Source organism: Helicobacter pylori (assembly GCF_009689985.1).
GTDB lineage: Bacteria > Campylobacterota > Campylobacteria > Campylobacterales > Helicobacteraceae > Helicobacter > Helicobacter pylori_CG.
Map to the genome: position 1 here is coordinate 65,473 of NZ_QBAW01000002.1, position 14,732 is coordinate 80,204.

Below are 14,732 nucleotides of genomic sequence, written 5' to 3' on the forward strand. Positions count from 1 at the left end.
GGCCACACGCTCACAAACAAAATCATGGAGCAAAATCATCTGCCACGCTAGAGCAGAGAAAGGCGCAAAGGCCTTTCTGTTTTTAAGTCTTACTTGACTTCAACCTTAGCACCTACTTCTTCAAGTTTCTTCTTGATGGTTTCAGCTTCTTCTTTATTCACGCCCTCTTTAAGCACATGAGGGGTTTTTTCGGTAGCGTCTTTAGCTTCTTTCAGGCCAAGTCCAGTGATTTCACGAACCACTTTAATCACCTTAATTTTTTCAGCACCGCTATCGGCCAAAATCACATTAAATTCGGTTTTTTCTTCACTCTCAGCCGCTGCACCGCCAGCTACAGCCGCACCCGCTACGACCGTTGGAGTCGCGCTCACGCCAAATTTTTCCTCAAACATTTTAACCAATTCAGCAAGCTCTAAAACGCTCAATGAACCAATATACTCTAACACTTCTTCTTTTGAAATTGCCATAATCCAATCCTTCAAATTTTTTTAATTAAAGCCATCATAGGCTCTTAGTTTTCTTCTTTCGCTTTACGCAAATTGTCTAAACCGGTCACAAAATAACGCGCCGGAGCCGTCCAAACAGAAAGCAACATTCCCATAAGCTCTTCTTTGCTCGGGAGTTTTGAAACCGCTTCCACATGAGCTACGCTAACGCTTTCTTTATCAAACAAGCCCGCTTTCAACACAAAGTGATCTTTATGCTCTTTTTGGAAATCAAACACGAGCTTAGAGAGAGCGATTTGATCACCGCCCCACAAAAACACATTGGTTTCTTTCAAATCCAAATCAGAATAGCCGGCCTCTTTCATGGCAATATGAGCGAGAGTGTTCTTAATCACTTGCACTTTAATGCCTTGATTGCGAGCCTTATTCCTTAAAGCTTCCAACTTTTTTACGCTAAGACCCTTATAATCGCAAATTAAAAGGGCTTTGGCATCCACAAATTGCGACTTTAAGTTAGCGACTAGCTCTACTTTATGCTGCCTTTGATGTTGTTTTTGCATCTTTTCCTCCTTTCTAGACTAGACCTCTGCAAGATTATCTTTTTAAAAAAGAAATTTTAAGCTTTTTAGCTCTTACGATCTTCAGCCTAAGATTAAAAACTCCTAACGCTATTTAATATCCATCAATTCCTGTGCGTCCAAACTCACTGAAGGCGACATGGTAAGCGAAAGAGCGGCGTTTCTAATATACTTGCCTTTCGCGCTACTGGGTTTTAGGCGGTTGATCGTTTTAACCAACTCAAGCATGTTTTCTTTGATTTTTTCTTCAGGAAAACTCGCTTTGCCAATAGGGGCATGGACATTGCCCTTTTTGTCCACCCTGAAATTCACTTGACCGCTTTTAGCGTTACTAACCGCTTTAGCAATATCCATCGTAACGGTTCCGGTTTTAGGGTTTGGCATCAAACCCTTAGGGCCTAAAATCCTACCCACTTTACCGACAACCGCCATCATATCAGGCGTTGCGATCACCATGTCAAAATCAATACGGCCATTTTTGATTTCTTCAGCCAAATCGTCTCCGCCAACGACATCAGCCCCAGCGTTCTTGGCTTCATCTTGCTTAATGTCTTTTGCAAAAACGGCCACCCTCACTTTTTTCCCTGTTCCATGAGGAAGCACCACCGCACCGCGCACCATTTGATCCGCATGCCTTGGATCAACCCCTAGTCTTAACGCTACTTCCACGGTTTCATCAAATTTGGCTGAAGCGAGAGATTTAACCACCTCTACGCCTTGCTCTACGCCATACGCTTTATCGTTTTGAATTTTAGAAAAAAGTTTTTCCAATCTTTTAAATACTTTTTTTGCCACGATTCTAATCCTTAAAAATTTCTTTCAATTCCAACAAAACCCAATCAATCCACAACTTCTACGCCCATGCTCCTAGCGCTGCCCATAACGATTTTTTTGGCCGCTTCCATGGTGCTTGTGTTTAAATCTTCCATTTTCAATTGCGCGATCTCTTCCACTTGCTTGTGGGTGAGCTTTGCAATTTTATTTTTGAGCGGGTTGTCAGAACCTTTTTCAACCCCAGAAGCTTTTTTGATCAAATCCGTTACCGGAGGCTTTTTAGTGATAAAGGTAAAACTCTTATCTTGATAAACCGTGATAATGACCGGGATATTAAAACTCCCCATGTCTTTAGTTCTCTCGTTAAAAGCCTTGCAAAATTCCATGATATTAACCCCTCTTTGACCCAACGCTGGCCCTACGGGAGGTGAAGGGTTTGCCTTACCAGCAGGGATTTGAAGTTTGATTTCTCCGACTACTTTTTTAGCCATGTTTTCTCCTTAAAAAGTTATATAATTTTTTCCACTTGCGAATGCAAAATCTCTATTGGAGTGTTCCTGCCAAAAATAGAAACATTGAGCTTGAGCTTGCGGTGTTCCACATCATACTCTTCCACTGTAGCGGTAAAGTTTGCAAAAGGACCTTCCACCACACGCACCACTTCGCCTTGCTCAAAAAAGATTTTTGGCTTGGGGGCTGCTCGGTTATTCATTTTTTCTAAAATATGCCCAATATCCGCTTCACTCAGTGGGGTTGGCTTTTTGTTTTCTCCAATAAAACGGCTCACTCTTGGCAAAGATTGTATCTTATGCCACAAAACCGTATCTAAATCCACCTTAATAAAAACATATCCAGGATAAAGGCTTCGTTCCGTTACTTTCGTCTTGCTTTTTTTAGAAACTTCTATAATATCTTCAGTAGGCACAATAATTTCTTGTATCCTATCTCTTATATTATGGTCGTTCGCTAGATTCTCAATCGCTTTCTTAACGGACTGCTCGCTCCCTGAATAAGTTTGTATGGCATACCAATCCATCATTATTCTCCTTATTTAAAGCCACCAACCTATAGAACACTAGAGACAAAAGCCCCTAGAGAAAAATCCAACAAAGCTAAAAATAGCGTGATAGTGCTCACCACCACCAAAACAGAAACAAGTGCATTGCGTATCTGCTCTTTAATAGGAAATATCACTTTAGAAAGTTCTTCTCTAGCTAATTTATATTGCATGAGCCATTTATCCATAGTTTCTTTTCGCCCTCACTTAAACTTAATACATTTATACATTAAAAGAATTTTCAATTTTATCCAAAATAGCTTAAACTAAAATTAAAAAATTTAAAAACAATCCAATTGAAACACAAATTTGATAGAATAAATTAGTAGATGGCAGGCCAGGAGGGACTCGAACCCCCAACAACCGGTTTTGGAGACCGACGCTCTACCATTGGAGCTACTGACCTAACCTCCCCTCCTTTTAAATTGCAACACCAAAGAAAGAGCTAACTCTTCAATTTGATTTCTTTATGAAGAGTGTGCTTATTTTCCCTTGGGCAGAACTTCTTAAGCTCCAGTTTTTCAGTGTTAGTTTTAGCGTTCTTGGTTGTGCTGTAATTGATGTCTTCACAATCAGAACACTTCAACCCTATTTTAACTTTCATAATGACCCTTTATGGTAACCTCTTTTTGCTAATATTATTCAATAATATTGCTCACAACACCAGCACCAACGGTTCTACCGCCTTCACGAATCGCAAATTTAGTTCCCAATTCCAATGCAACAGGGCTAATCAACTCTACGGTGATTTTAACATTATCGCCAGGCATAACCATTTCTACGCCTTCAGGAAGGGTGATAGAGCCAGTCACATCAGTCGTGCGCACATAGAATTGCGGGCGGTAGTTGGTAAAGAATGGAGTGTGTCTCCCGCCTTCTTCTTTAGAAAGGACATAAATCTCTCCCTCAAATTTCTTGTGCGGAGTGATAGAACCTGGTTTGCATAGAACCATACCGCGTTCTACTTCTTCTTTTTTAGTTCCTCTTAAAAGCACGCCCACATTATCGCCGGCTTCACCTTTTTCCAACTCTTTCCTAAACATTTCTACACCGGTTACAGTCGTTTTTTGTGTAGGTCTGATACCAACGATTTCCACTTCATCGCCTACTTTCACCACGCCTCTTTCAATCCTACCTGTAACCACAGTCCCTCTACCCGCAATAGAGAACACATCTTCAACCGGCATCAAGAAAGTTTTTTCAGTGTCTCTTTCTGGAGTAGGGATATAGGCATCCACTTCAGCCATAAGCTTAAGCACTTTTTCACCCCATTCACCCACATTACCAGCCTTTGCTTCTTCTAAAGCTCTTAAAGCTGAACCCGCTATGATAGGAGTGTCATCGCCAGGGAATTCATACGCGCTCAACAATTCGCGTACTTCCATTTCTACAAGCTCTAACAATTCTTGGTCATCTACCATGTCTTGTTTGTTTAAGAAAACAACAATGTGAGGCACGCCTACTTGACGAGACAATAAGATATGCTCTCTGGTTTGAGGCATAGGACCATCAGCTGCAGAAACAACCAAAATCGCTCCGTCCATTTGTGCCGCACCGGTGATCATGTTTTTTACATAGTCAGCGTGTCCTGGGCAATCCACATGCGCATAGTGTCTGTTTTCAGTTTCATATTCAATGTGAGAAGTAGCGATAGTGATCCCTCTTTCTTTTTCTTCAGGGGCGTTATCAATATTATCATAATCTTTCATTTCTGCAAGACCTTTCAAAGAAAGCACCGCTGAAATCGCTGCACTCAAAGTCGTTTTACCATGGTCTACATGCCCAATGGTTCCAATATTAACATGCGGCTTAGTTCTATTAAACTTTTCTTTTGCCATTTGTATTTCTCCTTAATTTTTTGAAATGGATTTTAGAATTATACTAAACAAAATCCTAAGTATTCCTAAATGCTACCACAAAATTTAAGACATTTCTGTCTTATCGCCATTCAAGAGATTATAAACTGGAGCCTATAAGCGGAATTGAACCGCCGACCTCTTCCTTACCAAGGAAGTGCTCTGCCTCTGAGCTATATAGGCGTCTCAAAAACTAAAATGTTATCCTAAAAATGGAGCGGGAAACGGGACTCGAACCCGCGACCCTCAGCTTGGAAGGCTGATGCTCTAGCCAACTGAGCTATTCCCGCATCTAAAAAAACAAAATGGTGGTGAGACGTGGATTCGAACCACGGAAGACATAGTCAGCAGATTTACAGTCTGCCCTCGTTGGCCACTTGAGTATCTCACCAAAAACTTTACAAAATAACATTTTAACTGGAGCTGGCTAAGGGACTTGAACCCCCGACCTGCTGCTTACAAGGCAGCTGCTCTACCAACTGAGCTAAGCCAGCAACTAAAATAATCAAAGACTTGGGATTATAGCAGTTTTATACTTGACTTGTCAAGAAATGATGACAGAAAGCTAAATTATTCGTATGGCACAGAGCATGGTTAAAATTTAGCTATAATCTAGCTCAATTTGGCTTAACACAGCTCAAGCTTATTACATATAAAAGAATTTATGGACACTTAAATTATGGCGAAAAAAAAACATAAAATTTCTACTTTAAAATACTTTTTACGCTCTTTAAAGCAAATCTATATGCTCATCACTTTCAAGGAAAAAATGGTTTTTTTCCTGCTTGTGCTGATGGCAGTTTTTTCTTCTTTTGTGGAAGTGATGTCTCTAACTCTCTTAATGCCTTTTATCACTCTTGCTTCCGATCCTATTAGGGCTTTAGACGATAAAGACTGGAAAATGGTCTATGATTTTTTCCATTTTTCATCTCCCGTTCGCTTGATGTATTTTTTTAGTTTTTGCTTGGTGGGGATTTATTTGTTCAGGATGTTTTATGGGGTGTCTTTCACTTATTTGAAAGGGCGTTTTTCCAATAAAAAAGCTTATCAAATCAAGCAACAACTTTTTTTACAGCACATTAAAAGCAACTACCTCTCCCACCTTAACCACAACTTGGATTCTTTAAGAGATATTATCAATAATAAAGCGGATGGCATGTTTATGAGCTTTAACGCTTTTTTGAATCTACTCACTGAATTAACCGTGATCGTTTTTTTCTATTCCACGCTATTAATCACTAACTGGAAGTTAACGCTTATATTCACTCTAATCATCTCCATACAAATTTTTATCATCACTAAAAAAATCACCGTTCTTATTCAAAAAAAGGGCGAGATAGCGGCAAAATCTAGGGCGCAAACGCTTAAAGTTTTTTCAAAATTTTTCAGCAATTTCAAAATCACTAAACTCAAAGACAACCATGAAGAAGCCCACAAGCTTTTTGGAGAAAATAGCCGTAAAGCCCATGACACCGAGATCATTTATGCCACTTTGCAAGTAGTCCCCAGGTATTCATTAGAAACGGTGGGCTTTAGTTTGTTGATTTTAGCGGTCGCTTACATTTTATTCAAATACGGCGAAGCTAAAATGGTGCTCCCTACCATTTCTATGTATGCTCTAGCGCTTTATCGCACGCTCCCTTCTGTTACTGGCGTTTTGAATCAATACAATGAAATCGCTTACAACCAGCTTGCGACCAACATTGTTTTTAAAAGCCTTTCTAAAACCATCGTTGAAGAAGATTTAGTCCCTTTAGACTTTAATGAAAAAATCACTCTTCAAAACATTTCATTCGCTTACAAGTCAAAACACCCGGTTTTAAAAGATTTTAACCTCACCATTCAAAAAGGTCAAAAAGTCGCTCTCATAGGCCATAGCGGGTGCGGAAAATCCACACTGGCGGATATTATTATGGGGCTTACCTACCCTAAAAGCGGGGAAATTTTTATTGATAACACCCTTTTAACCAACGAAAACAGGCGCTCATGGCGTAAAAAAATAGGCTATATCCCCCAAAATATTTACCTTTTTGATGGCACTGTGGGGGATAATATCGCTTTTGGGAGCGCCATAGATGAAAAACGCTTGATTAAGGTGTGCAAAATGGCTCATATTTATGATTTTTTATGTGAGCATGAAGGTCTTAAAACCCAAGTGGGCGAAGGGGGCGCTAAGCTTAGTGGCGGTCAAAAACAGCGCATAGGCATTGCAAGAGCCTTATACGATAACCCTGAAATTTTAGTTTTAGATGAAGCCACTTCAGCCCTAGACAATGAAACCGAGAGTAAAATCATGGATGAAATCTATCAAATCGCTAAAAATAAAACCCTAATCGTTATCGCCCACCGCTTAAGCACGATCGAACGCTGTGAAGTCATCATTGACATGAGCCAACACAAAGACAATCTTATTTAAAGTTGGCTTCACTCTTTTATAAAGTTTTGCAAATCAAACCCCTTAAAGCTCTCCAAATACTTCCCTTGATAGCCGTTTTGACCCACTAAATTTTTCAAAACCTTGCTGTTGTAACCCAAAAACGCCACTTCATTAGCCTTAGCGCTTTCATAGTCATTGACGCTATCGCCTATCATTAGCATGCGGCCTGGGTTATAGGCGTATTTTTGAATGATATTAGCGATGATTTTAGGTTTATTAGGCGGACTCCCTTCAACGCTCTTAAAATACTTAGCAATCCCTAAAAACTCGCACAACACTTGCAATTCGCTATGCAAGGCCGCTGAAGCGATATGGAAAATGTAATTTTGATAATGCTTATCAATAAACGCCATCACTTCGCTATTCAAATGCCCCCTATCAAAAAGCTTTTGCTCTATGATAGCGCCAAACTCTAGGGCTAATTTATCCACTTCTTCTTGAGCGATAGGGGTTTTTAAAATCTCATTATAAAAGTATTGGATTTTTTCATTCCTTGAAATCCCCCCACTTTGATAATGATAAACTTCAAATTGTTTCAAATTCTCTTGATTCTTGTTGCCATGCTTTTGAAACAACGCCTTAAACCCTTCATTTTTTAAATGCATGCTGTCAAAAATCACGCCATCAAAATCCCATAAAACCACTTCAAGCACCATGATTTCCCCTTTTTTATAGGCTTATTTTGGTTTCATTTTACCTTATTCAAGCGGTATTTAAGCGATTATTTTTATCATTATTGGAGTATCTTGGATCAATTTTAATCAAATACCGCCCGCTAAAGCCTTATTTAAAAACTCTAACGCTCTTTAGATTTTTTAACTTAAAGCTCGTTTTTAAAGGTTGGGTTATTTTGACTCTTATTTGACAAGAATATGCAAACACTCTTTGGTGTGCACGGCTTTATGGGCGCGTTTGTTATCCGCTTTAAAACGCATGTAAGTTTTGGTAATTAGGGAGTAAGCGCCGTATTTTTTTAAGATATTTTTAATCTCTGTCTCGCTCATAAGCCCTTCATTGTTATAGCTTAAAAAAATATATTTGAATCGCGCTTTTTTGATTAAATCTTCAAAAGCGTTTAAGATTTTAGCACGAGAGCAAAAAGAGGATTTCTGGTAACTGGGCAAGCCGGTTTTGCCTTTTGGAGCAAAGGGCGTATAAGCAGCAATCGTGTTCAATAAATGGTAATTCGCCCCGTATTGCCTCGCATTATAAGGGGGGTCTAAATACAAAATATCCCCTGAAATCTTTCCGATCAACTCGCTAGCGTCTTGCTGATACACTTCATTAGCGTTTAAACTCAAATCAAAATGAGCGCCTTTTAAGATGAGTTCTTTTTGAGCGCTTTTTTTAAGGCGTTTTAAAAAAGCCCCATAAACTGAAGCGGTGTTAGCCACCTTGTCCGCGCTCTCTAATAGCGATGCGAGCAAAAAATAATACGCGCAATTATCAATGTTTTGAGAAAGCTTAAGCTCTTCAATTTTCAAACGCATCGCATCAATTTTTTGAGCGTTTGTTCCGCTAAAATACTGCCTTGAACTCCCCGAATAATGCGAATGGATAAAGCCTTTTTTTAAAGCAACGCTATTAACCTCATTAATAAGCTCTTCTTTATTGGGGATTTCTTGAATGTTGCCGATATAATTTTGATTCAAAACAAAGCTATAATATTCCAAATCATTAGAAATGATTTTATGAACAGCCTTTTTAAACGCGCGCCCCACAATGCCCGTCCCAGCGAATAGATCACAAAAAATCGCGCCAGAGAGATCATTACTTGCAACCGCATGGATATTTTCCTTAATAAAGGGAATAAGCTTGTATTTAGAGCCGATGTAGTTCATTGCAACCGCTATAAAGTAGTTTTTTGATTGTATCCAATTTGACACCCCTCATAATAACCTTTTTGATACCCTTCATTAAATATCCTATCATTACAAGTTTTTCTGTATTGTATGGGGTCATATTGATAGCAACCCACACAACCATCATATTCAGCTACCCCCTCATAGAAAGGATAACGATTGCCAGGAATTTTTGTTGCATCAAATCTATAGCCACTTTCTTTGCATTTTTTACAAATCTGGCGTTTCTTGTCATTACAAGCTTTACATAAAGCTTGGAAATCATCAAAAGTCTGTGTGTTTAAATCAGAAACTCTTAAATCATCCTTGCGGCCGTCTTTATGATCTATTTCTATTTGAGTGTTTTCAGAGTTGCCGCACACACCGCACATCGCGCAACATTGTTGGCTATAGTAATTTTTAATGTCTTGACGGATACTTTGGTTAAAAACACATTTGGTTTTATAGCCATTCAAGCATATTCTATCAATAGAATTGAGTTTGCCTTTTATCAAATTCAAATTCTTTAGCCAAAGATGAGTTATTCCTACACCAACTCCCCCCATTACCTAGCTGTAATCCTTGATATTTTCCTATAAATTCTATAGCGCTTACCCAACGACTCATCCCGTTTTTATCAGGTTATGCAAGTTCTAAAAATAATTCTTTTCTACTTTTACTCATTTTAAAAATCCTCTCTATAACATTTTATAAATTCTAATCAATTTATCTAAAATTAACGATCCTTTGTGATGGTTTTAGCTTTAGCGCCTACAGCCGTAGAACCCGTGGGTAAATCTGAAAGCACCACCGCATTAGCCCCAATCTTCACATCATCACCCACGCAAATCGCGCCCAAGACCTTAGCCCCAGCCCCCACTACCACTCGGTTGCCTAAAGTGGGGTGGCGCTTGCCCTTGAACTTGCCCGTGCCCCCTAGAGTTACGCCATGATAAATGGTAACATCATCTCCAATCTCTGTGGTCTCGCCAATCACCACACCCATGCCATGATCAATAAAAAGCCCTCTCCCAATCTTAGCGCCCGGGTGGATTTCTATCCCGGTAATAAAGCGCGCTAACTGAGAAAGCGCGCGCGCAATAAAATAAAGCCCCTTCTTGTGCAACGCATGCGCTAGGCGGTGGCAAAGCAGTGCATGAATGCCCGGATAAAGCAAAAGAACCTCCCACTTATTCCTAGCTGCCGGGTCTTCTTGCAAGACACGCTCCAGGCTATAAGACAAATCCAGCATGATAGAGTCTCCGGTTGAAATATATTTGAATCAACATGACTTAAGCAGATTTTTTCTCATCCATTCCAATGAGAACGCCCCTTTCTAAAGAAAGAAGCTTCCTAACTAAAGCATTCCATTGAATGCTAACACGAAAGGCTTTGTTCTTTAAAGTCTGCATGGATATTTCCTACCCCAAAAAAAATTAGTGGGATTTTAACATCTTTTAGCTAAATCATTATACCTAAACTCACACTCCTTTTATAATGGGTTAAACAATCCTTTAAAAAAGGCTTAAAAATTCACTAATCCATCATTTATTTGGCATTTATTTGGCATAAAACTATTTTAAATAAAAAAATAAAAAGCAGATTGAAAAAGACTATCGGTAATGGTGCCGAAGGTCGGACTCGAACCGACACGGGATTGCTCCCACCAGATTTTGAGTCTAGCGTGTCTACCAATTCCACCACTTCGGCATATATAGAGCAAAGAGTGAGATTATACCCACTTATTCCTTAAAGAAACTTAATGGTGCACTGGGCGAGACTCGAACTCGCACGAGATTGCTCCCACCACCCCCTCAAGATGGCGTGTCTACCAATTCCACCACCAGTGCTAAAAATTTAAAGCAAGTATTATAGCTAAATTACGCTTTTTAAGCAATAATTTAGCCCATCAAAATCCTTAACTTAAGAATGGGTTACTATAAATAGCGATAATAGCAAACACTAAAGTATAAATCACTTGCGCTTCAATCATCGCCATGGCCACAAACATAGTGGTGAGCAATTTACCGCCCACTCCTGGGTTCCTCGCTGTGCCTGTAATGGTCGCTGCAGCCGCATTCCCCATGCCGATTGCCCCACCAAAAGCGGCAATCCCTAGACCGATCATCGCTCCTAAGATGGAATAAGATTTAATCATATCCATCCCCCCCATTCCACCATCATGAGCGAAAGCAACGCCCGCTAAAGCCAGAAAAAATAACGCTAAAAATTTCATTTTCGCACTCCGTTTTCAAAAATTAGGCTTGATTTTCATTTCGAATCGTTCCTCTACTTTCAAAAATACAAGCAAGAATTTATTTTAATACAAACTAGCTTAAAATCTCTTTTAAAATAATAAATTTTTATTAAATTATTAGAAATAAGGAAGTTTTTAAAAAAACAAATTTAATTTAAGCAATAAGCAATAAGTTATCCTTAAAAACTTAAAACAATCCATTAGTAGTATAATGATGTGGTCAATAAATTAGATACAACAAAGGATCACAATGCCAAAAGATAACAATAAAGAACTCACTCTACTTGAAAGGGTTTTGGGTAGCAGAATAGAAGTTCTGCCGACCTTGCCAAGAAAACAAACACTTGATAGCAATTATCAACGCATGATTTTAATTAAATCAAATGAGCTATACGATAAGCTAGGTCATATCATCAATCATGGCCTTAGCTCTTTGCCTATTTTTACAACAAGTGTTCCTTTAGATAAATTAGTGTTATATAAAGATGGAAAGGTTTCATCTATGTTAAAAGGTGTCAAAGGGTTTGGGGGCCATGAAGGTTTTGAGATAGTAGGTGCTATTGAGCTAACTACAGGGATTATGAACCATATTGCCCCTATTCTTAATTATGAACTAGTAAAAATCTATTATGAAGCATATGCCGAAACTAATCGTCTTTTTAATGAAAATCAAAGCTTACTCACACAACAAAACATCTTTGTTACCCAACAAATTAATGCCTTAAAAGCTAAAACTAAATTTCTCCAAGAAGTTTATAAGGATATTTCTCAAATTTCTAAAAGTGATGTTTTGAGACAATCAACATGCACAAGTTTACAAAACATACGCATTAAATTAGATGAAATTTTTTATAATTTTATATCCCAAATAAATCAAGGGCTAATGATAAAAAACTTTAATGATGTAGGTAGTAACTACATTTGTGCGAGATATGCTCTTTCTCATTATGGTTTTGCGTTGGTTTTAGAATATGTTGTTGCAGGACTCATTGATAATGAGAGCATGAAATCTTTAAAAGCTAAAGTTGAAGAAGCTTTTAGTAGTTTCAATCAAACAACAAAGAATTGGGAAGAACAATTAAATTTTATCCAAAACGATAATTGCCAATCTCAACAAAGTATTATGCCATGTTATGGGTGGTATTATGGGTCGGCATACCACCCTAATCAACTAAATGAAATCAATAGGTTAAACAACGAAAATGCACATATAGAATATATCAAAAGTAATATTTTAAGTTATTTTGATACAGAAAGGGATAGAGAAGCTCTCTTTAATTTAATTGAAGCCCCTAAACAATACCTTCAAAATATTGTTATCACCCACGAAGAGAAATAAAAAAGAGTGTATATATTTTAGCCAAATCCTATGTATTAGATTGGTTTTACATAGGACTATGGATAATTTAAGAGATGGATTAAGCCAAATCTAAAGCGATTTTACCCTTATTGAAACTAATCACCCTACACCTGATACTATCGCCTTCTTTTAAAACCACTTGACACCTGTCCATGTTTTGCTTTCTTAACAAGCCTTCGCCCCCCTTAGGCAAGCTTAAAAACGCCCCAAAATCCACGATTCGTTTCACTTGAGCTTCTAGCACCTCATCAATAGCGTATTGCTCCAATTCTTGATCTAAAGAATGCAAATAGTTTAAAATAAATTCCTTAGTCTTTAAAACACGCTCTTTATTCCCCATGATTTTCACTTCACCGCTTGGTTTATTCAAATCAATTTTAACCTCAAACTTTTCCACTATCTCTTTAATCACACGCCCCCCTTGACCGATAATTTCTACAATTTTATCTGGCGCAACATTAAAAATTTCAGTTGTAGGCAAATGGGAAAAATTGATCACAATCTTTTCTTTCGCTTCATGCATGATTTTTAAAATATGTTTCCGTGCTTCTTTGGCTTGGAGTAAGGCTTGGTATAAAACCTCTAATTGGATACCGCTCATTTTGGTATCCATTTGCATGGCTGTAATGCCTTCTAAATTCCCGGCAATCTTAAAATCCATATCGCCTTCTGCGTCTTCTAAACCGCTAATATCGCTTAAAATGGCGTGATCTTGCCCTTCACTCACCATGCCCATAGCCACCCCAGCGACTAGATCATAAATTTCCACACCGCTTGCATAAAGGGCTAAAGAGCCTGCACACACGCTCGCCATTGAGCTTGAACCATTGCTTTCTAAAATCTCAGAAACCAATCGTATCACCTGCTCTTTATTTTTAATACTCGTTTCTAAAGCTCTTTTAGCCAAATTCCCATGCCCTAATTCGCGCCTTGAAGTCGCGCCAATAGAACTCGCTTCGCCCACGCAAAAAGGAGGGAAATTATAATGAAACATGAAACGCTCTTTGATAGGGGCTTTATGCTCCAAACTCTCATGAGTTTGAGCGTCATTATCCGTGCCTAAAACCCCTACCACTAAGCTTTGAGTTTGCCCCCTAGTGAATAAAATAGAGCTGTGCGCCATAGGGAGTAAATCGCTCTCTATCAAAATGGGCCGCACTTCTTCTAACGCGCGCTTGTCCGGGCGGATTTTATCCTGAATAATCATACGCCTTATCTCATTTTTTTTCACTTTTTCTAAAGACAATTCAATCTCTTCTAAACTGAATTCTGAGTGGGCTTCACTGATTTTTCTGGCAATTTCATTGAAAACATTTTCTCGCTCACTCAAAGCAGAACTTTCAATGCCTTTGATGATTTCATCAAAATACTGATTTTTTAATAAATCTAACAGCCTTTCATTAAAAATTATTCCTTGGCTCTCTTTGAAAAGCAGCTCGTTTTGGTGGGGCGTGAAAATCTCTTCATAAAGCGTGCAAGTTTCTTTCAAACTTTTTTGAGCCAATTCTAAAGCTTTTAGCATTAAAGGCTCTTCTAAAGCGTTTAACTTTTGCCCCAAAGAGCGCATTTCTATCATGTTCAAACTCTCTTTTGTGCCAGACACAAACAAATCCAAACTGGATTGATTCAAAAGGCTTGCACTAGGGTTAATGATAAATTCGTTATCAATCCTAGCGATCCTGCAAGCGCTCACGCTTTTAATGGGAGCGATATGGGATAAAAAGAGAGCGGCTGAAGCAGCGTTTAAAGCAGAGACTTGCAAATCGTTTTCAATATCATGGCTTAAAACCATTAAAGTGATTTGGGTAGGGTAGCGGTAATCTTTAGGGAATAAAGGGCGTAAAGTCCTGTCTATGAGCCTAGAGGTTAAGATTTCAAAATCTTGCGCTCTGCCTTCTCTTTTGACAAAACCGCCCGGGATTTTACCGGCTGCATAAGATTTTTCTAAAAACTGCACCACTAAAGGCAAAAAATCTTCACTCACAGGCTCTCTTTCTGTGCACACGCTCGCTAAAATGATGGTTTTTCCTAAGCGATACATTAGAGAGCTGGTGGCTTGTTTGGCCACTTGTTTGAGAGCGAACTCTTCGGTTTTGTTACTAGAATTGATGGTGATAAAATCCATA

The 14,732-nt window shown here is 38.7% G+C and carries 15 protein-coding genes, 7 tRNA genes and 1 pseudogene; 2 read left to right on the plus strand and 21 right to left on the minus strand.

The window, feature by feature from the left end:
- Positions 1-89 precede the first annotated feature (89 nt).
- The 13 genes from rplL to DBU79_RS02285 form a co-directional block, all read right to left on the minus strand.
- A complete protein-coding gene (rplL, locus tag DBU79_RS02225) occupies positions 90-467 on the minus strand; it encodes a 50S ribosomal protein L7/L12 (protein ID WP_001018219.1) in 378 nt (125 codons plus the stop codon).
- 44 nt (positions 468-511) lie between these two features.
- Complete coding sequence (gene rplJ / locus DBU79_RS02230) at positions 512-1,006, minus strand: 50S ribosomal protein L10 (RefSeq protein WP_001171774.1); 495 nt, start codon at positions 1,004-1,006, stop codon at positions 512-514.
- Between the two features lie 108 nt (positions 1,007-1,114).
- Positions 1,115-1,819, minus strand: coding sequence for a 50S ribosomal protein L1 (gene rplA, locus DBU79_RS02235; protein WP_001085839.1), 705 nt, complete (start codon positions 1,817-1,819; stop codon positions 1,115-1,117).
- Between the two features lie 44 nt (positions 1,820-1,863).
- On the minus strand, positions 1,864-2,289 hold the full coding sequence (rplK, locus tag DBU79_RS02240) for a 50S ribosomal protein L11 (RefSeq protein ID WP_001085997.1): 426 nt from the start codon (positions 2,287-2,289) through the stop codon (positions 1,864-1,866).
- A gap of 17 nt (positions 2,290-2,306) precedes the next feature.
- Positions 2,307-2,834, minus strand: coding sequence for a transcription termination/antitermination protein NusG (nusG, locus tag DBU79_RS02245; RefSeq protein ID WP_001846772.1), 528 nt, complete (start codon positions 2,832-2,834; stop codon positions 2,307-2,309).
- A gap of 29 nt (positions 2,835-2,863) precedes the next feature.
- Positions 2,864-3,043 carry a preprotein translocase subunit SecE gene (secE, locus tag DBU79_RS02250; protein WP_000362126.1) on the minus strand — a complete coding sequence of 60 codons (180 nt, stop codon included), beginning with the start codon at positions 3,041-3,043 and terminating at the stop codon, positions 2,864-2,866.
- Positions 3,044-3,185: 142 nt separating this feature from the next.
- Positions 3,186-3,261: transfer RNA gene (locus DBU79_RS02255), tRNA-Trp, on the minus strand.
- 39 nt (positions 3,262-3,300) lie between these two features.
- The gene (gene rpmG / locus DBU79_RS02260) at positions 3,301-3,459 is read right to left on the minus strand and encodes a 50S ribosomal protein L33 (protein WP_000865159.1); all 159 of its coding nucleotides are present in this window, start codon (positions 3,457-3,459) and stop codon (positions 3,301-3,303) included.
- A 34-nt stretch (positions 3,460-3,493) separates the two neighbouring features.
- Entirely contained in the window at positions 3,494-4,693 is a 1,200-nt protein-coding gene (tuf, locus tag DBU79_RS02265) for an elongation factor Tu (protein WP_001040574.1), read from the minus strand.
- 126 nt (positions 4,694-4,819) lie between these two features.
- A tRNA-Thr gene (locus tag DBU79_RS02270) sits at positions 4,820-4,894 on the minus strand.
- 30 nt (positions 4,895-4,924) lie between these two features.
- Positions 4,925-5,001: transfer RNA gene (locus DBU79_RS02275), tRNA-Gly, on the minus strand.
- A 16-nt stretch (positions 5,002-5,017) separates the two neighbouring features.
- A tRNA-Tyr gene (locus DBU79_RS02280) sits at positions 5,018-5,102 on the minus strand.
- A 27-nt stretch (positions 5,103-5,129) separates the two neighbouring features.
- Positions 5,130-5,205, minus strand: a tRNA-Thr gene (locus DBU79_RS02285).
- Between the two features lie 185 nt (positions 5,206-5,390).
- Between DBU79_RS02285 and DBU79_RS02290 the strand changes: the two genes are divergently transcribed.
- Positions 5,391-7,127, plus strand: coding sequence for an ABC transporter ATP-binding protein/permease (locus DBU79_RS02290; protein WP_154411420.1), 1,737 nt, complete (start codon positions 5,391-5,393; stop codon positions 7,125-7,127).
- A gap of 8 nt (positions 7,128-7,135) precedes the next feature.
- On the opposite strand, the gene DBU79_RS02295 is transcribed toward DBU79_RS02290, so the two are convergent.
- The 7 genes and pseudogenes from DBU79_RS02295 to DBU79_RS02325 form a co-directional block, all read right to left on the minus strand.
- A complete protein-coding gene (locus DBU79_RS02295; RefSeq protein ID WP_154411421.1) occupies positions 7,136-7,804 on the minus strand; it encodes an HAD family hydrolase in 669 nt (222 codons plus the stop codon).
- Between the two features lie 201 nt (positions 7,805-8,005).
- The gene (locus DBU79_RS02300) at positions 8,006-8,989 is read right to left on the minus strand and encodes a DNA adenine methylase (RefSeq protein ID WP_154411422.1); all 984 of its coding nucleotides are present in this window, start codon (positions 8,987-8,989) and stop codon (positions 8,006-8,008) included.
- An 8-nt stretch (positions 8,990-8,997) separates the two neighbouring features.
- A pseudogene (locus tag DBU79_RS02305) lies at positions 8,998-9,616 on the minus strand (HNH endonuclease).
- 109 nt (positions 9,617-9,725) lie between these two features.
- Positions 9,726-10,241: a serine O-acetyltransferase gene (gene cysE / locus DBU79_RS02310; RefSeq protein WP_000886324.1), complete on the minus strand. Its 516-nt coding sequence runs from the start codon at positions 10,239-10,241 to the stop codon at positions 9,726-9,728.
- A gap of 371 nt (positions 10,242-10,612) precedes the next feature.
- Positions 10,613-10,699: transfer RNA gene (locus tag DBU79_RS02315), tRNA-Leu, on the minus strand.
- A gap of 53 nt (positions 10,700-10,752) precedes the next feature.
- A tRNA-Leu gene (locus DBU79_RS02320) sits at positions 10,753-10,839 on the minus strand.
- Between the two features lie 68 nt (positions 10,840-10,907).
- Positions 10,908-11,225, minus strand: a complete 318-nt coding sequence (locus DBU79_RS02325) for a F0F1 ATP synthase subunit C (protein WP_000669961.1) — start codon at positions 11,223-11,225, stop codon at positions 10,908-10,910.
- Positions 11,226-11,496: 271 nt separating this feature from the next.
- Here DBU79_RS02325 and DBU79_RS02330 point away from each other — a divergent pair, with 271 nt between their 5' ends.
- Entirely contained in the window at positions 11,497-12,585 is a 1,089-nt protein-coding gene (locus DBU79_RS02330) for a hypothetical protein (protein ID WP_134889908.1), read from the plus strand.
- 79 nt (positions 12,586-12,664) lie between these two features.
- Here DBU79_RS02330 and DBU79_RS02335 read toward each other — a convergent pair whose 3' ends face one another.
- Positions 12,665-14,731, minus strand: coding sequence for a polyribonucleotide nucleotidyltransferase (locus tag DBU79_RS02335; protein WP_154411423.1), 2,067 nt, complete (start codon positions 14,729-14,731; stop codon positions 12,665-12,667).
- Position 14,732 lies beyond the last annotated feature (1 nt).